Annotated in this window: 16 protein-coding genes, 1 pseudogene and 1 riboswitch; of the genes and pseudogenes, 13 read left to right on the top strand and 4 right to left on the bottom strand. The window is 54.2% G+C overall.

The window, feature by feature from the left end:
- Positions 1–95: 95 nt before the first annotated feature.
- The 5 genes from SIL79_RS16775 (at position 96) to SIL79_RS16755 (ending at position 6,860) form a co-directional block, all read left to right on the top strand.
- Positions 96–1,226: a hypothetical protein gene (locus SIL79_RS16775; RefSeq protein WP_144361529.1), complete on the top strand. Its 1,131-nt coding sequence runs from the start codon at positions 96–98 to the stop codon at positions 1,224–1,226.
- Between the two features lies 1 nt (position 1,227).
- Positions 1,228–2,949, top strand: coding sequence for a Y-family DNA polymerase (locus SIL79_RS16770; RefSeq protein WP_144361528.1), 1,722 nt, complete (start codon positions 1,228–1,230; stop codon positions 2,947–2,949).
- Complete coding sequence (locus tag SIL79_RS16765) at positions 2,949–6,167, top strand: error-prone DNA polymerase (RefSeq protein WP_144361527.1); 3,219 nt, start codon at positions 2,949–2,951, stop codon at positions 6,165–6,167. The genes SIL79_RS16770 and SIL79_RS16765 overlap by 1 nt, the downstream gene beginning before the upstream one ends.
- Positions 6,168–6,197: 30 nt before the next feature.
- Positions 6,198–6,410: a DTW domain-containing protein gene (locus tag SIL79_RS16760; RefSeq protein ID WP_144361526.1), complete on the top strand. Its 213-nt coding sequence runs from the start codon at positions 6,198–6,200 to the stop codon at positions 6,408–6,410.
- 117 nt (positions 6,411–6,527) lie between these two features.
- Positions 6,528–6,860, top strand: coding sequence for a DTW domain-containing protein (locus SIL79_RS16755; protein WP_144361525.1), 333 nt, complete (start codon positions 6,528–6,530; stop codon positions 6,858–6,860).
- Between the two features lie 74 nt (positions 6,861–6,934).
- Here SIL79_RS16755 and trhA read toward each other — a convergent pair whose 3' ends face one another.
- Both trhA and SIL79_RS16745 read right to left on the bottom strand, forming a co-directional pair.
- The gene (trhA, locus tag SIL79_RS16750; RefSeq protein WP_144361524.1) at positions 6,935–7,615 is read right to left on the bottom strand and encodes a PAQR family membrane homeostasis protein TrhA; all 681 of its coding nucleotides are present in this window, start codon (positions 7,613–7,615) and stop codon (positions 6,935–6,937) included.
- 376 nt (positions 7,616–7,991) lie between these two features.
- Positions 7,992–8,195, bottom strand: coding sequence for a hypothetical protein (locus SIL79_RS16745; protein WP_143078444.1), 204 nt, complete (start codon positions 8,193–8,195; stop codon positions 7,992–7,994).
- A 24-nt stretch (positions 8,196–8,219) separates the two neighbouring features.
- Here SIL79_RS16745 and SIL79_RS16740 point away from each other — a divergent pair, with 24 nt between their 5' ends.
- The 8 genes from SIL79_RS16740 (at position 8,220) to SIL79_RS16705 (ending at position 18,204) form a co-directional block, all read left to right on the top strand.
- Positions 8,220–9,131 (top strand): hypothetical protein, encoded by a 912-nt coding sequence (locus SIL79_RS16740; protein WP_144361523.1) that lies wholly within the window; start codon positions 8,220–8,222, stop codon positions 9,129–9,131.
- A 163-nt stretch (positions 9,132–9,294) separates the two neighbouring features.
- Positions 9,295–9,394, top strand: a riboswitch (TPP riboswitch).
- A 228-nt stretch (positions 9,395–9,622) separates the two neighbouring features.
- The gene (gene thiC, locus SIL79_RS16735) at positions 9,623–11,731 is read left to right on the top strand and encodes a phosphomethylpyrimidine synthase ThiC (RefSeq protein ID WP_233962385.1); all 2,109 of its coding nucleotides are present in this window, start codon (positions 9,623–9,625) and stop codon (positions 11,729–11,731) included.
- 1 nt (position 11,732) lies between these two features.
- The gene (gene thiE, locus SIL79_RS16730) at positions 11,733–14,303 is read left to right on the top strand and encodes a thiamine phosphate synthase (RefSeq protein WP_319619617.1); all 2,571 of its coding nucleotides are present in this window, start codon (positions 11,733–11,735) and stop codon (positions 14,301–14,303) included.
- Entirely contained in the window at positions 14,293–14,493 is a 201-nt protein-coding gene (gene thiS, locus SIL79_RS16725) for a sulfur carrier protein ThiS (RefSeq protein ID WP_039035260.1), read from the top strand. The genes thiE and thiS overlap by 11 nt, the downstream gene beginning before the upstream one ends.
- 1 nt (position 14,494) lies before the next feature.
- On the top strand, positions 14,495–15,274 hold the full coding sequence (locus SIL79_RS16720) for a thiazole synthase (RefSeq protein ID WP_144361520.1): 780 nt from the start codon (positions 14,495–14,497) through the stop codon (positions 15,272–15,274).
- Complete coding sequence (gene thiH, locus SIL79_RS16715; protein WP_039035258.1) at positions 15,267–16,424, top strand: 2-iminoacetate synthase ThiH; 1,158 nt, start codon at positions 15,267–15,269, stop codon at positions 16,422–16,424. Before SIL79_RS16720 ends, thiH begins: the two co-directional genes overlap by 8 nt.
- Positions 16,425–16,548: 124 nt before the next feature.
- On the top strand, positions 16,549–16,803 hold the full coding sequence (locus tag SIL79_RS16710; RefSeq protein WP_025888106.1) for a hypothetical protein: 255 nt from the start codon (positions 16,549–16,551) through the stop codon (positions 16,801–16,803).
- 3 nt (positions 16,804–16,806) lie between these two features.
- Positions 16,807–18,204: a putative metalloprotease CJM1_0395 family protein gene (locus tag SIL79_RS16705; protein ID WP_319619616.1), complete on the top strand. Its 1,398-nt coding sequence runs from the start codon at positions 16,807–16,809 to the stop codon at positions 18,202–18,204.
- Between the two features lie 141 nt (positions 18,205–18,345).
- On the opposite strand, the gene SIL79_RS16700 is transcribed toward SIL79_RS16705, so the two are convergent.
- Complete coding sequence (locus SIL79_RS16700; RefSeq protein ID WP_226684917.1) at positions 18,346–18,891, bottom strand: NMCC_0638 family (lipo)protein; 546 nt, start codon at positions 18,889–18,891, stop codon at positions 18,346–18,348.
- A 275-nt stretch (positions 18,892–19,166) separates the two neighbouring features.
- Positions 19,167–19,253, bottom strand: a pseudogene (locus SIL79_RS20710) (Mobile element protein); the annotation flags it as partial.
- Positions 19,254–19,978: the final 725 nt, after the last annotated feature.

Raw genomic sequence — 19,978 nt, 5'->3', positions numbered from 1 at the left:
TAGTTATACTGTATAAAAATACAGTATCGGTGTTTTTCATGCCTGTTTCAGCCAAAACTCACTCTGTAAAATCTAATTCAGCAAAATCTCAGGCCTTGAACAGCCTGCTGGAGCGCCGGGATCTCTGGTTGGGGCCGGGCAGTCAGGGCAAAATATTGGGGTATCCCAGTGGTTTTGAAGCATTGGATGCGCAGCTCAGTGATGCCGGGTGGCCAAGGCAGGGCATTTGTGAACTCTTCAGTCAGTCTCCGGGGCACGGGGAACTCAGCCTGTTGCTGCCTTTGATGCGTTATTTACTGCCGGCTCAGTGTGGCTCTTATTCCGAAAGAAATCATTCCGAAATAAATCATTCGACAACAAGTCAGTCCGCAAAAAATCAGTCCAAAAGAAATCAATTTAGAGGGGATGAGTCCAGAGATACCATGATAATGCTGATAGCGCCGCCACTGCAGCCGCTGGCACAGAGCTTTGCCCAGCACGGTATTGCCGCCGAGTGTATTTTGTGGCTGGAGTTAACCCAGCGTAAAGAGGTGCTCTGGGCCATGGAGCAAGGGTTGAGCAGCGGCGCCTGTTCTTTGGTGCTGGCTTGGCTGGACAAGCTGACACTGAGTGAGGCCAGAAGGTTGCAACTTGCCGCAGAGCAGGGCAAGGCGCTGGGAATTTGCCAGTTGCCTATGGCTCAGGCCGATAGTAATCATCCTGTTACCCTAAAGCTGGCTATCAGCGCGGCTGGCGTTAATACCGCCAGGCTGCAAATTTTAAAGCGTCGCGGTGGTTGGCCCGTCCCTGAATTGCATCTGCGTGGCTTGCCGGCACTGGCGCTTGAACTGCCCCATGTCGAGCCGGGTGTGGTAACCCTGAGAAGCGGCAAGGCGGGTCTCAATCATAGTTTAAGTAACTCAACAGATTTAATTGAGCCAAACCATTCCGGCCGCAAGGCCAATGGCCCTGTGCTTCACGACTCTGGTTTACATGGCACTGGTTTTCATAGCACTGGTCTTCACAACTCTGGTTTTCATAGCACTGTGCTTCATGGTCCTTGGGGGATGGCGCAGTCAAGGATTGCTGCATCCAATGAATGCGCGGCTAATCCCTGGACGGCACGGCAAGAGTCAAATAAACCCGCGGGGCTTTTCCCAAGCGCTAATCCGCAACCGGCCAATTCTCAAACGGCCCAGAGCCAAGCCGCTCAAAGCCATACTGCTCAGAGTCAAGAGGCTATCTGAGATGCCCCAGGTATGGATGGGAGTCTGGTTTCCACAGCTATTGCTGCAATATCAGCGTTATCGCCTGGCTATGCTGGGCAATATGGCGGGCGCTATTACCGGTTCTATGACCGGTACTATGACCGACACTGTGACAGGTACTATGACTGGAAGTATGACAGGCAGTGGTGCGGCTCAGGTTCAAATACGCGCTCAAACTCAGCCCCAAACCCAAAATCAACCAAAAGCAGTGCCAACCGCTGCGGCGTCAGAGCCTTTTGATCCCCAAGTCCCCATGGCCTTGTATGACAGCCGGAAGCTGGTTATACATTCGGCCTGTCCCGCCGCTCAAGCAAAAGGCGTTACAGCTGGGATGAGTATCGGCAGCGCTCAGTCGCTGCTCGGAGAGTTGCAACTCTGGCCGCTGCAGGAGGTGGACAGCGAGGCGTTGCGGGATTGGTTATGTCAGTGGAGCTATGATTTCAGCGCCAGAGTCTGGCCGCCGTTGTTATCCGGACTTACTGAACAAGCGGCTCAAAGTGCGGCCGATGCGCGCTGGCCTACAGATACCCTGCTGCTGGAAGTGGGATCCATGGTTAAACTGTTTGGCAGTTTGAGCGCCATTGTCGAGGCTTATCTCAACGAAGTCGCCGACTATGGTCTGGAATGCTCATTGGTGCTGGCACACAGCCCGCTGGATGCGGCGATATTGGCGCGGCATACTCACGTCGGCATCAGCGCGGTATCAGCTGCCTTCATGAGCACGCCCACAGCTGAAAAAGCCGGGCGCCTCAAGGTGCATCACGGCTTACCGCCGGATTTACCACTGGATTTGCTGCCATTGACCCAAGAGGAACGGCAGCGGCTCGGCGCGCTTGGGCTGACGACTCTAGCCATGCTTGATGCTTTACCCCTTGCCGAGTTGGGGCGGCGCTTTGGTCAAGGTTTGCTGCAGCTGCTGGCACAAATCCAGGGGCGTTTGCCCTGTTGCCGCAAGGGATATGAGTTACCCGAACAGTTTCAGGCCAGGTTGACCTTGCTGCATGATGTTGAGTGGGTTCAGGGATTGCTGTTTCCATTGCAAAAACTGCTGGGGGAATTGGCAACCTATTTGCGGATCAGGCAGTTGGCGGTGCAACAGTTGGAGCTGTGGCTGAAGTTTCGCGAGCCAGAGACCCCGGCGCTGCAACTGACACTCAACTATCCCTTCGGGGAATATCAACTGCAGGGACTATCTCAGCTCTGCCGCTTACAGCTGGAAGGATTGCAACTGCCGAGCCCGGTCGTCGATATTGAGCTGCGAGCCAAGCAGTTTGTGTCGCAGCAGCAGGGCAGTCGAGAGTTGACCGAGTCCAGAGAAGGGCAGCAGCAGGATGCCAATCAATTACTCGCCAGATTACAGGCCAGGTTAGGTAACCATAAGGTGCGCTCTTTGGTGTTGGCGGCCGATCCCATGCCTGAACTGGCCAGTACTGCGGCTCCCCTGACTCGCTGGCCGCCACCGGCAAGGCCGCCCGTTCAGCCGTCGCTGGCGCTGCGACCTCTTTGGCTGCTGCAAGAGCCGCAAGCCATTGCTCCTGAAGCCGTGGAGCTGCTTAGGGGGCCGGAAAGGTTACAGAGCCCCTGGCATTCAGGGCCTTTTCCCTGCCGGGATTATTTTCTTGCCCATCATAAGGAGAGCGGCGGTCTGTGTTGGCTGTTCCGCACCGCTAATGGGCTCTTTCTTCATGCTTGGTTCAGCTGATGTACGCCGAATTGCATGCTATTTCCAATTACAGCTTTTTGCGCGGGGCTTCCCACCCGGATGAGTTGGTGCAGCAGGCCGCCAAACTGGGCTATGAGGCCATCGCCATTACCGACGAGTGCTCTCTGGCTGGTGTGGTCAAGGCGCATGAGGCCGCCAAAAAAAGCGGTATCAAGCTGATTGTCGGCGCCGAATTCCACCTGCCGGAAGGCTGCCTGGTGCTGCTGGCAAGAAATCGCCGGGGCTATGGTCTTATCAGCACTCTGATAACTAAAGGGCGGCGCCGGGCCGATAAGGGCAAGTATCGGTTAAGCCTAGATGATTTTGCGGCCATTGACCGCGGCTGCTTTTGCCTGTGGCGGCCGCCATCTGTGAGCGAGTTGCTGGTGCAAGCCGACTTGCAAAGCACTGAGCACCAGAGTCTTGGTCAGCAGAATGTCGATCATCAGAACTCTAAAAACCAGGGAATAGGCAACCAAAGCCCAAGTCAGCAAACCCCTTGGCTGACGCAGCTGCAGCAGCGCAGTCTGGCACAGTTGAATACCCTGACGGCACGGGTTAAAGCCGCGTTTTCACTGCCGCTTTATCTCTTGATGGAGCGGCAACTGCAACCCGGAGAGGCTTGGTATCTCGAGGCCTGTGAGGCGCTGTCGAGTTGTTTTTCCCTCCCCTGTGTCGCCGCCGGTAATGTACAGATGCATCTTGCCGAGCGGCAAAGGCTGCACGATGTGCTCAGCTGTATCCGCCATGGCTGCGCCGTGCCCATGGCCGGCGAGCTGTTATCGGGCAATGCCGAGATGGCGCTTAAGCCGATAACCGCTATGGTCAGGCGTCACCCTCAAGTTTGGTTGGCAAGGAGCTGTGAGCTGGCGTCCCGGTGTCATTTCAGTCTGGATGAACTCAAGTATGAGTACCCGGCCGAGTTGGTGCCAAGCGGCCTAAGTGCCAGTGAATATCTGGCGCAAGAGGTGGAAAAGGGCGCCAGCAGGCGTTTTGGCGAGGCGGTTCCACCTGAAGTGCAGACTCAGTATCGGCGCGAGCTCAAGCTGATTGCCGAGCTCAATTATGAATACTTTTTCCTGACCATCTATGACCTGGTCTGTTTTGCCGCCAGGCAAGGGATACTGCATCAGGGACGAGGTTCGGCCGCCAACTCTGTGGTCTGTTATTGCCTCGGGATCACCGAGGTGGATCCCACCAAGGTCAACATGCTGTTTGAGCGTTTTATTTCTAAGGAGCGCCATGAGCCGCCGGATATCGATGTCGATTTTGAACATGAACGCCGCGAAGAGGTGATCCAGTATATCTACCAAAAATATGGCCGTGAGCGTGCAGCCCTGGCCGCCAGTGTGATCACTTATCGTTTCAAGAGTGCCATGAAAGATGTTGGTAAGGCCCTGGGGCTCAGCGAGCAACGGCTGGATGAGCTGATAGGCGCTGTCGATCGCCGCGATCCGCAAGTGCCTTGGCAGCAGCAGTTGCAACAAGGCAAGCTGTTGCCACAACAAGGTTTGGGGCAGTGGTTGTTGCCGCTGGTGGAGACTCTGATGGGTTTTCCAAGGCACTTGTCGCAACATGTCGGCGGCTTTGTGATTTCGGCCGGGCCATTGGCCGAGCTGGTGCCGGTAGAGAATGCCGCCATGGCCAAGCGCACTGTGATCCAATGGGACAAGGATGATCTCGAGAGCCTGGGGCTGTTAAAGGTCGATGTATTGGCGTTGGGAATGCTGACGGCGATCCGCAAATGTTTCGAGTTGCTCTCCCGCCACATTCATCCCTTTGCCATGTCGGATATTCGCTGGGAAGATCCGGCTGTCTATCGTATGTTGCAGCAGGGCGACAGTATGGGGGTGTTTCAGGTGGAGTCACGAGCCCAGACCAGCATGCTGCCCAGGCTTAAACCCGCCTGTTATTACGATCTGGTGATACAGATAGCCATAGTGCGCCCGGGGCCAATTCAAGGAGACATGGTGCATCCCTTTCTGCGCCGCCGCGATAAAATCGAGTCGGTCACTTTTCCTTCGGCCGAGGTGGAAAATGTATTGTCACGCACTCTGGGGGTGCCCATTTTTCAGGAGCAGGTGATCCAATTGGCCATGGTCGCCGCCGGTTTCAGTGGCGGGGAAGCCGATCAGCTGCGCCGCGCCATGGCTAGTTGGAAACGCAGTGGCGAGCTGGAGCAATTTGAACACAAGCTGCTTCAGGGGATGACGGCCCGAGGTTACAGTGACACCTTTGCCAGGCAGATATTCAGCCAGATCCGCGGCTTCGGCGAATATGGTTTTCCCGAGTCTCATTCGGCCAGTTTTGCGCTCCTGGCCTATGTTTCGGCCTTTCTCAAACACTATTACCCGGTGGCGTTTTGCTGCGCCTTGCTCAACAGTCAACCCATGGGCTTTTACAGCCCGTCACAGCTTATTCAGGATCTTCGTCATCATGGCGGCCTGGTGTTGCCGGTTTGCATCAACCTCAGCCAGTGGCACAGCACACTGGAGCGACAAACCGATGGTTCCTTGGCACTGCGCCTCGGGTTCAGGTTGGTCAAGGGGTTATCCGAGCACAGCGCCGCCAAGATAGTAGCGGGTCGGGGCGAGGGCTTTACTCACTTGTCGCAGTTGGCGGCTCTGGCACTGCCAAGGCGTGAGCAGGAGGCGCTGGCTAGCGCCAATGTTTTTGCTACCCTGGGGGGCGATCGCCATCAGATCAGGTGGCAGTTGGCCGCCCGTCAGCAGAGTTTGCCCTTGTTTGAGCTGCCGGACGAGGCCGATTTTCGCCTTGAAACCGCCTTGCCTGAGGTCACTGAAGTCGATGCCTTGCTGGCTGACTACGCCTGTACCGGGCTAACTCTGGGACGCCATCCTCTGGCACTGCTCAGAGAACAGGGGTTACTCGGCAAGTGTCACAGCGCCGCCTCTTTGTGGCAGTGCCGTCATGGCCAGAATGTGACTGTGGCCGGGCTGGTGGTCGGCAGGCAAAGGCCTGGCACCGCCAGTGGAGTCACCTTTATCACCCTCGAAGATGAAACCGGTAATGTTAATCTGGTGGTATGGAGTGATACGGCCAGAGCCCAGAGACAGGCTTATTTGAGCGCCAGGATCCTCAAGGTGAGTGGGGTCGTGGAATTTTCGTCCGGCGTATTACATCTGCTGGCCGGTCGGCTGGAGGATATCTCGGGCAGTATGCACGCGCTGGTGGTACACTCGCGGGATTTCCATTAGCCGATAACTCATTTTGAGCTGCTGTTGCCTGTGAAAATAATCCTGCTGACCCATGAAAGAGAGCTGAATCGAGCCAGTAATACAGCCACCCTGGCGCTTAATGCTTATCCGACTCTGTGTAAGCGGGTACTGTGGGCGCGTAAAGCCCCGGATGCTTGGTTAATGGAGCACTTGTCTTTGGGGCGAACCGCCTTACTCTATCCGCAAACCGAAGAAAGTACTTCCGAAGAAAGTATTTCGTGAACTCAAGCTGCAAATGAAAGCCCAAACTTAAGCCAAAACTTAAGCCAAAACCAAGACCCAAATCCAACTCCAGACCCAAGTTCAAAGCTAAACCCAAGCCCCGCTCAGGGCGCAACATTGCCTCAGGAAGCCGTTCAGAAAACTGCTCTGAAAGCTGCTCTGAAATTAGGGAAGCCGCTAAATTCGCTGGTCATACTCGATGCAACCTGGCAGGAGGCCGGCAAGATGTATCGCCAAAGCCCCTATCTGCAGTCGCTTGCCAGAGTCGAACTGCAAGCAGAGCTGGGCTCAGCGTTTCGGTTACGGCGCAATCAGCGCCAGGGCGGGTTATGTACCTTGGAATGTATTGCGGCTGTTTGGCAAGACTTGGGTGGAGACTATAGTATCGCCGCTCGGAGGTTACTCAGTGAATTTAATCAATGGCAAACTGAGATAAGAGCTCCGGCCTAGCTGCACTAGAGTTGGCACAGCAAGCCGGAAGCCGTCTCTCTAGGGCGGCGCTGAGTTAAGCCTATTCGCCTGCGTTAGATCACCGTCAGATAAACACACAGGAAATGGCAAACGGCGCCGCCCAATACAAACAGATGCCAGATGGCATGATTGAAAGGGATCGCCTTGGTGGCGTAGAAGATCACCCCCAAGCTGTAGCTCAGCCCCCCGGCCAACAGCAAGTTGAACCCGGCAGTTGACAGGTTATCGATAAGCTCAGGCAACACGGCGACGCAGAGCCAACCCATGGCCAGATATAGCACCAGGCTCAGCGCCTTGAATCTGTGAATAAAGCAGCTCTTGAACACTATTCCCCCCAGTGCCAATAACCAGATGGCTATCAGCACCCATTCTTCCTGGGCATCGGCCAAAGTAATTAACATCAGCGGGGTATAGGTTCCGGCGATTAACAGATAGATGGCGCAGTGATCCAGCATCTTGAGGCGCCGCTTCCACACTGGCTGAGGAATGCTGTGATACAGGGTCGAGCAGAGAAACAGCAGGATAATACTGCTGCCATAGATGGTTACACCTGTTAACTGAATGGCATCCAGCGAATGCCAGCCCTTGAGTAACATCAGCACTAATCCCAGAATGCCGGCAATCACCCCCAAACCATGGCTGACGGCATTGGCTATCTCTTCATTCAGACTGTATCCAGCGGAAAACTGGCCATTGAACTGGGCTTCGGCTGCTGGGACTTTGCTGTTGGGCATGATTGACTCTCTGGTTCGACCTCATTGAAAGTGAGTCTAACAGCGCTATGGCACTCTGGCTAGATAAAAGTGTACAGCTGTTCGCTGAGATTGATTTGTTCTTTAAACCGTATCATCTGCATTTTTTGCAAACGTCTAATGCTGCACCTTAACAACTCGTTGCTCGGCTTCCAAGTCGCTTTTTACAGTTATTTTGTTCAGAGGATCCCGTCAGCCTTATTCGACAAAGGTTTTACCTGTTTTGTTTGAAGCCATCGATTTGAGTTTGTAGCGTAAATTGCTTTTCAAACAAGGGAATGAACTTTTTACCGAGGGTTTTCTCTAACACTGAGTTTACATTTGGTGAAAGATAAATCAGCGGCTTATGCCTCCACATTCAGATAAATTGATTGCCAGCCGAGACGAAAGCCCGGCGACAATGGCAAGCTTGAGCTTCAGCATTCCGGGTAGGGATGCTGCCTTTGAGCTTGATCTGGATGAAATCCTTAACACAGGTTCCTGCCAACCAAGCCATTTTCAAATACATTCGATTGACCCTTTCTTTGACCAATCGCTTTTTAGTCAACAGCTTGGGGTTCAACCCCAATGCCTGGCGCAAGTTGGCATGGCTAAAAAAGCAGAGCAGGGGGATGCTGAGGCAAAGGGCAACGCCTTCAGTAGTTGGACCGTGGCGGGAGCCGCGCACTTAGTGCTATTGCTGGGGTTATCCTGGTTTTGGCAGCAAGCCGAATGGCAAAGAGTGGTGACAGAGCCTGCCAAACCCAAGGCGTTGCAATCCTATCTTTATTTCAGTCAGCCCAGCCCAAAACCGTTAACGCCAGTGCCGGAAGCCTTGGCCGAAGAAGCAATAACCCAGCCCAAGGAAGCGATAGAGGTTAAAAAAGCTGACTCAAGCAACAGCACTGAGCCACAAAAAACCGAGCCACAAAACACTGAGCAACAAAAACAAGCTGCCGAAGAGTCAGAGCAAGAGACTGAACAAGTGGCTGTTCAAGACCAGAAAGAGCAAAGCGTCCCCAAGATTCGGGCTCAAAGCGTTAAACCTATTGGTAGCGTTATTGAAGAAACGAAAAATGCAGCCGTACCTGCGCCAGAGCGAGCAAATGACTTTAAATCGCAGCCGGCAGAGCAAGCTCAGCTGGACTTCAGTTCAAACGCATTAAAGTCTGCCCGAAAAGTATTGCAACACTCTCAACAGCAGGCGCTGCAGCAGCTATCACAGCAATATGCGGATAAGGCTACGGGACGCAAGAGCCTCAGTGAAATGGATGGGGAGATGGAGGTGCTTTGGGTCAATGACGCCGATGATTTCAATAAAGTGGCCAGTCTGGATCTGCCGCTCGACCCTAACCGTATCGTCAAGGATGGTGATACCTGCTATCGGGTCGTCAAGGTGCCGACTCCGCTCAATCCCTACGCCGAAAACTTGGGGTTTCCATTTAAGTGCGGTCAGACAGAGATGGAAAAAGCGCTCAAGGAGGCGGTGGCCAGCCGTCTAAAGCGGCTTGGTAAGTGAGTTTTGCAATCAATTTATTTGATTTGAAATAAGATTATTTTCAATTTATGAGAATATTTTAATTTAATTCAAATGCTTAAGTTGTGATTTTAATGGATTCAACACTGCGGTGCGTTTTGCTATTGGGCTTGTTTCCTGCTTCGGCTTGTGCTTATACTCGGCAGCAATCTTGTCGGAGTGCCCTCTGGGCTGAGACCGTTTATTCGGGATCCGTTGAACCTGATCAGGCTAGCACCTGCGAAGGAAACAAGCATTCAGCTGCAGCATTACCGCAGCCACTGCGAGCAAAAATCTATGCCAAAGGCTTTAAAGAGCCGAGGCGATATCTGGCTTCTCCAGCGGACATTGAACTGACCTGAAACCACGAGGTCAGTCTGCCAACACCGCCGGAGGAGGACTCCAAATCAAGGAGTTTAACCAGTCAGCTTGCGCCGCTTATTATTCAACTCTCCTGACAAGCAATTTCATTTTCCAAAAGAGTGAGCTTGCTTATGTCAAATCGTCAATCCAATCGTCGTCAAACCCGTGAGGCCGCCCAGGCTTTTATCGATAACCTTAAACCCTTGCAGCATCCCAATTCACAGAAGCTGTTTGTTCAGGGCTCCCGGGCCGATATTCAGGTTGCCATGCGCCAAATCAGGCAGACAGACACCCGAATACCAACCCAAGATGGCAGTGAGCAATTTGAACCCAATCCCGTTGTACGTGTTTATGATTGTGCCGGCCCTTATTCAGATCCCAACGCGGCTATCAATGTGCGCCAGGGCCTGGATAAACTGCGCCAGGGCTGGATCTTAGAGCGTGATGATACGCAAGAGCTGACCGAGGTCAGTTCCAGTTTTACCCAGCAGCGACTGGCGGATGAAGGGCTGGATCATTTGAGATTCGACGCTTTGCCCAAACCGCGCCGGGCCAAGCCGGGTAAGCGGGTGACCCAATTGCATTACGCCCGCGCCGGCATTATCACTCCTGAAATGGAATATATCGCCATTCGTGAGAATATGGCCCGGGCCAATGAAGCGCTTGCCAAAGATCCGCAACTGGCCCGCAAGGCCAAAGGAGAAGCCTTTGGCGCTATAGTTGCCACGCCGATAACCCCTGAGTTCGTTCGCAGCGAAGTGGCCCGTGGCCGCGCCATTATTCCCGCCAACATCAACCATCCGGAAGCCGAGCCTATGATTATCGGCCGTAACTTTTTGGTGAAGGTTAACGCCAATATCGGCAATTCGGCGGTGACCTCTTCCATCGAGGAAGAGGTGGAAAAACTGGTGTGGGCCACCCGTTGGGGCGCCGATACGGTGATGGATCTGTCCACCGGCCGTTATATCCACGAAACCCGCGAATGGATAGTGCGCAACTCGCCTGTGCCCATAGGTACCGTGCCCATCTATCAGGCGCTGGAAAAGGTCAACGGCATTGCCGAAGACCTCAGTTGGGAAGTGTTTCGCGACACCCTGATAGAGCAGGCCGAACAAGGGGTGGATTACTTCACCATTCATGCCGGGGTCTTGCTGCGCTATGTGCCCATGACGGCCAATCGGGTGACCGGCATGGTATCCCGCGGCGGCTCCATTATGGCCAAGTGGTGCCTGAGCCATCATAAGGAAAACTTCCTCTACAGCCATTTCCGCGACATCTGTGAGCTTTGCGCCGCCTATGATGTGTCACTGTCGCTCGGTGACGGCATGCGCCCCGGCTCGATTGCCGATGCCAACGACGAGGCTCAGTTTGCCGAGCTGGAAACCTTGGGTGAGCTGGTGAAAATCGCCTGGGAGTACGATGTGCAGACCATAATCGAAGGACCGGGCCATATTCCTATGCAGCTGATCAAGGAGAATATGGACAAGCAGCTTGAGTACTGTGATGAGGCGCCTTTCTACACCTTGGGGCCCCAGACCACGGATATTGCGCCCGGCTATGATCATTTCACCTCTGGCATAGGCGCGGCGATGATTGCCTGGTACGGTTGCGCCATGCTCTGTTATGTGACCCCCAAGGAGCATCTGGGCTTGCCCAACAAGGAAGACGTTAAACAAGGGCTTATTGCATACAAAATTGCGGCGCATGCCGCCGATGTTGCCAAGGGACACCCAGGTGCCCAGCTGCGCGACAATGCGTTGTCAAAGGCCAGATTCGAGTTTCGCTGGGAAGATCAATACAACCTGGGGTTGGATCCCGATACCGCCCGGGCGTTCCACGATGAATCCCTGCCTCAGGAGTCTGCCAAGGTGGCGCATTTTTGCTCCATGTGCGGCCCCAAATTCTGCTCGATGAAAATCACCCAGGATGTACGCGACTATGCTGCGTCTCTGGCTGCATCCTTGTCTGCATCTCAGCTAGCTTCGGGGGATTCGTCAGGGCCAGACGCGGCAGAGCGCCAAACCGAGCCTGTGCAGGCAGAAGAATTGACGGCACAGCCGCTGGAAGTACTGGATGCCGAGGCAGGGATGGCGCGGATGTCGGCGCAGTTCAAGGCCGCTGGCAGCGCCCTGTATCAACCGGCAACAGCAGGCGAAAAGTCCGAGTCCAATCCCAATCCAAAGCCTAAGTCCAAGTCCAAGTCCAAGCCAGAGGCTACACGCTATGAAGAGGAAGCCTGAAATGGCGGCTGATAAAAGGCCGATAGTCTGGAGCATAGCCGGCTCAGACAGTGGCGGCGGCGCCGGTATCCAGGCCGATCTTGCCACCTTGAGTAATCTTGGCTGCCATGGCTGCTCTGTCATCACCACTTTGACCGCCCAAAGCAGTGTGGCAGTGACGCTAACCGAGGCGGTGAGCGAGGAGATGTTGCTGGCGCAGCTCAATGCTCTGCTCGGAGACTTACCGCCCAAGGCGATAAAAATCGGCTTGCTTGCCAATCAAGCGCAGCTGCAGCTGCTTTGTGACTGGTTGGCTCGGCACCTGCCTGATGTTCCTTTGGTGGTCGACCCTGTCATGGTGGCCAGTTGCGGCGATGCACTCTCTAAGAGTACTGCAACGGGCGCAGCGCGGCTCGATTACCGGCCGCTGGCGGTGCTCGCCACTGCGCTGACCCCCAATATTCACGAGCTGGCGTTGCTGAGTCGCAGCGATATTCATGACTTTCCTTCCTGGCAAGATGCGGCAACTTGCCTGGCAAACGAACTGCCTTGCCATCTCTTGGCCAAGGGCGGGGATTTCGAGGCGGGGATCGCGCGCGGTCTGGCAGAAGACTTATTGCTTTTTAAAGACTTGCCTCACAGCTCAGGGTTGCATCAACGGCAGGGGTTTGTGTTGGCGAGCCCAAGGCAAGCATCCAGCAACAACCATGGCAGCGGTTGCACGCTATCCAGTGCCATAGCGGCATTTTTGGCCCACGACTGGATCTTGCCCGATGCGCTAATTCTGGCCAAGGCCTATATCAATGGCGCTTTGGCGCAGAGTTATCGGGTAGGCAGTGGTCCCGGGCCCTTAGGTCGCCCCGGGGCTTGTCTGGCTGCCGAGCTTATGCCTGTCATCTGGTCGGTGGAGGATTATCCCTGGGCCAACCCAGCCCAGGTGCTCGGCGCCCCCTGGCTTGCAGCGCCAACCTCTGCTGATGCTGTTAGTGCTAAAGGCGTTGGTGTTAAAGGCGTTAGTGCTGAAGGCTTTAAAACACTGCCCCATAATCTGGGTATCTACCCGGTCGTGGCCGATGTCGAATTGCTGGAAGCCTTACTCAAGGCAGGTTGCCGCACTATTCAATTGCGGCTCAAGGAGGAAGTGTTGCCCGGCTCGAGCGCCGAGCGGGCGATCATTCGCGCCATCGCGCTCGGGCGCCAATATCAGGCGCGGGTATTTATCAATGATCACTGGCAACTGGCCATTGCCCACGGCGCCTTTGGTGTGCATTTGGGCCAGGAGGATCTCAGCCAGGCATCCCTTGAGGCCATCCAAGGGGCGGGTATGGCGCTGGGGTTATCCAGTCATGGTTATTTCGAGGCGCTGCTTGCATTGCGCCACAGGCCCAGTTATCTGGCCCTCGGACATATCTTTGCCACCAAGACCAAAGTGATGCCGTCTCTGCCCCAGGGACTGACGCGCCTTGCTGCCTATAGCGAAACCTTCGGCTCCTTGCTGCCGACGGTCGCCATTGGCGGCATTGACGAGCATAACCTTGATGCCGTCAAACATACCGGTGTTGCCAATGTCGCCGTGGTGCGGGCCATTACCGAGGCCGCCGAGCCGGTAACGGCCTTCAGGCGCCTGACACAAAGCTGGATAGGGCGAGCAGCCGCTATTGCAAGTGGGATTAGCCATGCTCAACAAAATGGCGGGGGTCAGGAAGGTGCAGCTGAGCGGGACGGTACTGGAGTTCTGGGCCGTGCTGGGGGTCAGGACTGTACCGGGCTGAGCGATCGCGACTTTATCCGTTACGGTAGCCAGTTGCTGCTGCCCAGAGTCTCAGAAGCGGGGCAGCTCGCCTTACAGGTAATGACGGTCGCCATAGTGGGGCTCGGAGGTCTTGGTCATCATCTGGCGCGCTCTTTGGCCGCCGCCGGAGTAGGGCGTCTCATTCTAATCGATCCCGATATTGTCGAGTTGGGTAATCTGCCGAGGCAACTGCTCTACAACGAGCAGGATATCGGCCGTTTGAAGGTCGACGTGGCCAAGGAAAAGCTGGGGCGCGATTATCCAAACTGCCTGATTGAGATTGAGCCCAAGCTATTTGGCCCCAAGAGCGCGGAGCTTATTAGTGAGGCGTCATTGGTATTGGATGCCAGCGACAATTTTCTTTGCCGTCATAACCTTAACCAAGCCTGTGTGAAGTTGGGCAAAGAGCTGATTGCGGCGGCGATCAGCGCCGATTCCGGCCTATTGTGTCATACCGCCCCTTGGCTTAACCCCGAGGCGGGCTGTTATGAATGCCTGTTCCCTCGGGATAGCACTGGCTCGGGGCGCTGCCGCGACATGGGGGTGTTGGGTCCTGCGGTGCAAACCCTGGCGGCGATGCAGTCGCTGGCAGCCATCAATACTCTGCTTGGAGAGCGCAGCACCCTGGGACGGCTCATCAGCTTGGATTGCCGCACTCTAAGCATGCGTGAGGCCACGCTTTGTGCCGACCCGGCATGTCTTTGCTGTCAAACCCACACTCAGGCTGGACATAAAACACAAGCCCAATTCATGAAAGGGCGCCCAGAGCTTAGCCGTGAGGAGAATTGCGATGCAAATTAAGATAAACAATCAAGTCAAAGAGTTGCCTGAAGCTATGACGCTGTTACAGCTGCTCGAGTGGTGTGAGATAGCGCCTGGCAGCGTGGCGCTGGTGCGTAATGGCGCCGTAGTGCCCAGATCTCAGTGGCCAGAGCTTGAATGTCAAAACGGAGACAGCCTCGAGCTGTTTTCCGCCGTTGCCGGAGGTTGATATGTTGCAAATTGGCGAGTTTGAGTTTCAATCCAGGCTGTTTGGCGGCACCGGCAAGTTTGCTTCGGCAGAACTGATGCAACGCTCGCTCGTGGCCAGCGGCGCCGAGTTGGTTACTGTGGCGATGAAGCGGCTCGATTTTAACCAGGGCAGTGATGAATTGCTGGCACCGCTCAAAGAGCGCGGCGTGCAGCTGCTGCCCAATACCGCCGGGGCCCGCAATGCCAGGGAGGCGATTTTTGCCGCCGAGCTGGCGCGGGAGATGCTGGGCACCCAACTATTGAAGCTGGAGATCCACCCGGATCCCCGTTATCTATTGCCGGATCCGGTAGAAACACTGGAAGCGGCCCGAGTCTTGTGCGCCGAAGGCTTCACTGTTCTGCCTTATGTGCATGCCGATCCCGTGCTGTGCTTGCGCCTCGAAGAGGTAGGCTGCGCCGCCGTGATGCCGCTTGGCAGTCCCATAGGTTCCAATCAGGGGCTGGCCACAGAACCCTTTTTGAAGATCATCATAGAGCAGGCCAATGTACCTGTGGTGGTGGATGCCGGGATCGGCGCGCCGTCTCAGGCGATGCGGGCGATGGAGTTGGGCGCCGATGCCGTGCTGGTCAATACTGCCATCGCCTCCAGCTTGGATCCCGTGACCATGGCGAGTAGCTTCAAAGATGCGGTGCGCGCCGGGCGAGCGGCCTATCTTGCCGGACTCGGGGCCATCAGCAATCGAGCCCAAAACACCAGTCCGCTGACCGGGTTTCTCAATCTGGGAGAAAACCATGGCTGATTTTCTCGAGCGTTTTACCGCTATCGACAGAGATCTACTGCGCCTTGCTATTGCCAGTGTCAGCGCCGCCGAGGTTGAGCGTTGTCTGGCGCGGCCCGAGACGATAGCGCACAATCCCTCGGCCTTGCCCATTCTCTTGTCACCGGCGGCCCGGGAGTTTCTCGAGCCTATGGCGCAGCTCTCTGCAGCGCTCACCCGCAAGAAGTTCGGCGCCAACATAGGTCTCTATGCGCCGCTCTATGTTTCCAATCTATGCGCCAATGATTGCGACTACTGCGGTTTCAGCATGAGCAATAAAATTCGCCGCAAGACCCTAAGCCAGGCCGAACTGGATGCTGAAATTGCCATTCTCAAGCAGCGCGGCTTTGATTCTGTATTGCTGGTTTCCGGCGAACATGAAACCAAGGTAGGGCTGGATTATTTTGCCAAGGCGCTTTTGAGGTTCAAGCAGGACTTCAGCTATCTGGCGATTGAAGTGCAGCCCCTCGCCGAAGCGGGCTATCGGCGCCTGGTTGATGAGGGACTGGATGCCGTGATGGTATATCAGGAAACCTATCAGCCCGCCACCTATGACCGCCATCATCTTAGAGGCAATAAAAAGGACTTTGGTTTCAGGCTTAATACACCGGACAGAGCCGCCAGGGCCGGGGTCGACAAGATAGGCCTGGGGGTCTTGCTCGGGCTGGATGATTGGCGCCTGGACTCGGCACTGATGGGATTGCATCTGGACTATCTGCAGCAAAAGTACTGGCGTAGCCGCTTCAGCGTGTCGCTGCCAAGGCTCAGGCCCTGCGTTGGTGGGGTAACGCCGGCTGTGACTCTGGATGATGCCGGATTGGTGCAGTTAATCTGCGCCATGCGCTTGTTCAGCCCGGCGCTGGAGTTGAGTCTCTCTACCCGGGAGAGCGCCTCACTCAGGGACAATCTATTGCCCCTTGGGATCACTCATGTGAGTGCCGCCAGCTCAACAGAGCCAGGTGGTTACAGCAATCCCAAGTTGCAGCTGGATCAGTTCCAGATAAGTGATGAGCGAACTGTCCCTGAGGTGGTCAGTGCCATTCGAGCACAAGGCATGCAACCTGTGTGGAAAGATTGGGACGCGAGTTGGCTCGCAGGCGCCTCTTTTGCGGTAACCCATCAAGGCGCATGAACCTTTCGGGCTGTACATCTGCACCGAATTGACCAATAATCGTTCAAAGCTGTGGTTGAAATGGTAGCAACTGATTTTAACCACAGAACGACAATCCACAGTCCAATACAGACAAGGGGCAATTATGCAAATTCCATCGGCTTTTTCGGCGGGAGTTCAAGGGCTGCAAAGCGCCCAGTCCGGCCTGACTCAGGCAACAGTGGATATCGCCCGTCCGGCACCTGCGCAGCAGGCCGATTCGGCCCGCCCAGTTGAGGAGGCAGACAAAACCTCGGCACTGGTATCGGCATTGGAATCCAAGGCCCAGGGTCAAGCTTCAGTAGAGGTGATTGAACGCGCATCCGACACCTTGGGCAGTATCATAGATATCGAGGTGTAATATATGGTTGGCGCGCTGGCCGGCGCGGGGCTGACGGCAACAGCCGTGTCCCGGCGGCCAAGCTCGTCAATTGCCAGCTTAAGCAGTGGCAGCTCCATAAACCAATCGCCTCTCAGTGCCAACCCTGCCGGTAAAATCTCCGCCAGTCAAAATCCCTCTCAGGTAAGTGGCGTAAAGCCAACCCCATTAAACCCGAGTCAATTAAACCCGAGCTCGGGAAATCAAAGCCCAATCAATACAAGCGCACTCAATACAAGTTCAGTTAATCCAAGCCCAGTCAATTCAAGCCTGCACCAAGGTTCAATTGCGCAACATTCAGAGCCTCAAACCGTAAAACCGCCGCGGGAAGCACTGGTCAGTTTGACTAAAGGAGCCCTGGGGGCAGCGGCCTTGTCCAGCTCAGGCCATTGGCATGGAGAGGTTCAAGCATCGACGCAGCTCGCGGGGACATCGACTCAAGCATCTGCCTTTTCCGGCCAAGGTGCAGATGTTGCCGGCGGCCCTGCGATACCAGTAACTTTAGTGGGAGAAGCGCCTGAGGTTCCCGCTTTTAATGGCACAAATACTTCCGCCAACTCTATGGGTGAGGCAGAGCAGGATTTTGACAACACTTCCGGCAGCTCTTCGAGTCGCTCATCGAGCCAGGCAGGAAGCGAAGTAAAAGAAGGGGATTATGGGGCAGCTCGTCAGTCAACCGGGGAGCCGAATACGACAAGCGCCGCTGAACCCAAGCCGGATGAGGCGCAACAGAAACAGCAGCAGAACCGTGAGAGTCGTGAGCAACAGGCGCTTGAGCGGGAGATCGACTCCCTGATGAAGCGCGATACCCAGGTGCGCTCCCATGAGCAGGCTCATGCCGCAGTAGGCGGGATCCATGCCGGACAACCGGCATTTGAATTCGAGAAAGGACCCGATGGCAAGCGTTACGCGGTGGAAGGTGAAGTTCAGATAGATGTCTCTGTAGTGAACGGCGATCCACTGGCGACCATGGCGAAAATGAAACAGGTCTATGCGGCGGCGATGGCACCTGTCGCTCCCTCCATGGCCGATATCCGGGTCGCCGCCGAGGCGATGCGTAAATATAACCAGGCAAGAGAAGAGGCCGGCACCCAGAGACTTGCCGCCGCGCCAAAGCCTGAGCTGAGTCAAAACCTGTTGGGAGCCGTAGATCCGGCCGCTGAAAAGTCCGCGCCTTCCTTTGAACCCAAGGCTGGCGACTCTGCAAACTTTCCCATAGGCCTGTCTCGTCTGATGGGCGCCATAGCACAGCAGTCAAATGCCTTGAATGAACAGACTTTCAGTCCATCCAAGGCCGAGTTGCAGTTCGAGTCGGGTTCAGTTGCCGATGTGATAGCCGCTGAGCAGCAACAGGCGCAGCGCATTCGGGATGAGAGTCGTTAGTGCTTCACATATCTTCAAGGCCAATTTGAGTTCGGCGATGGCGCGGCATAATAACCTCCTTGTTAAATGCTTAAACAAAGCATAGTCGGGGGTTTACTTCCGCGTCATTAACGCTGGGTGTCCATATTCTCGCAAGGCATACTAGACGCCTTTGTATGACATTACAGCAACTAAATCACTAGGTTTAGCACTATTTATTGTTATTACCCATTGCTCTAGAAAACTACTGCCTTGATACAATGTATATGAAGTTGTACTCAGGTTGGCAGATTGAGAAATTAGTTCTTTTTTATATGTAAAACCGCTACCTTTGGGTGGTAACCAAGCCTCCATGCTCGCTTGAATAGTATTTGGGTCACCTTGATGTACGTATAGGGAACAAAGTTTATTTTGCAGTAGTGCTAACCCGAAACTACCCTCACTATTATTCAAGTGCCACGCTTTACCAGCATTACCCTTTAAGTAATTTTGAGCAATTTGTTTAGGAGCGAGTACGAAACCTTTTCTTTTAGCTGACTCTTCAAGAGCCGCTGGGCTTTGACGACCAACTACACATGTCCCCATGAACAGTTGAATTGGTGTTGATTTTCGTAAAGCAAGACTTTCATCTTCTTTTTCTGAAGTTGATTTACACCCAGCAACTGATACTAGAAAAATTGCAATAATATAAGACTTAACTCGATTCATATTCCGTATGCCTAACAGTTGTATAGTACGCTTACGCGTTTTAGTCCTCGGATGAGTGAAACGCGCATCGCTATTTTTTTGTATCCTATCTATTTGTATCGATTGGTTAAATAGGCTTTAGTCCTAATATCCCTCGCAGCTAAACGCACATACGCGGTTTCCAAACCTGTTATCTAACAAAAAATCGAGCCACCCATTATAAAACAATAACCTAACCTTCTTTCTGTCTGCGTTCAAGCACAGTTAGGTGATTTGACAAAAGATATCCTTGTAGTCAGAAAGCCACGCCGTACCACTCGGCTACAACAGTGATAGTAAGGCGTATCTTCAAGACTAATTTGAGTTCGGCGAGGGCGCGGCACAATAACCTTCTTGTTAAATGCTTAAACAAAGCATAGTCGGGGGCGTGCCATTAACGCAGGGTGTCCATATTCTTTCAATAGAGCTCATAACCAACTTGCTACTTGATTTGGCGCACAGTAATGGTATCGCTAACACCATCGACTTTTAGCGTGCAACCACCGCTTACAGGATAAATCATGACTTTTGGCATGAACGAATACATATAGGTGTAGGAGTAGCTGCTCTGCTGCCAGATTTGCCCATTCATAAGCTTAAAAATGGTTTCACCTTCCCAGCCTTCAAAATCTCCATCTATCTGAGATTCGATTACTGGCTCGCAACCACCGCCTCCCGATCCACCAAAGCCCCTTAGTCTGTTGTGGACTTCGAGTGCCCCCTTAGCCTCGGCTGGGGATAAATCATTAGCCTTCTTTTGCCTTTAACGATAAGCAGATAGTTTTCTAAAGCTCGTTCAAGATCAGCCATAGCTACAGATGGTGCTACCCAGGCAAGCATGGCGAGAGAAAAACCAATGGAAAATCTGATAGTTTGGTTGCTTTTCCTCAGAGAGTTTTCCTGTAAATGGCCCGTTACTTTTTACACATACCAGCCATATAGTGCGCATGCGCGGTTTCCAAACCTATTATCTACCAACAGTGTTTTATATCTATATGACTTTAATGATACTTTCTGTGATATTACAGAAATAATGCGCCAGATTATCTTCAAATTTCCGAGGTTTTTG

It is taken from the genome of Shewanella indica (assembly GCF_033842865.1).
GTDB lineage: Bacteria > Pseudomonadota > Gammaproteobacteria > Enterobacterales > Shewanellaceae > Shewanella > Shewanella indica.
This window is presented reverse-complemented; position numbering and strand designations above follow the sequence as displayed.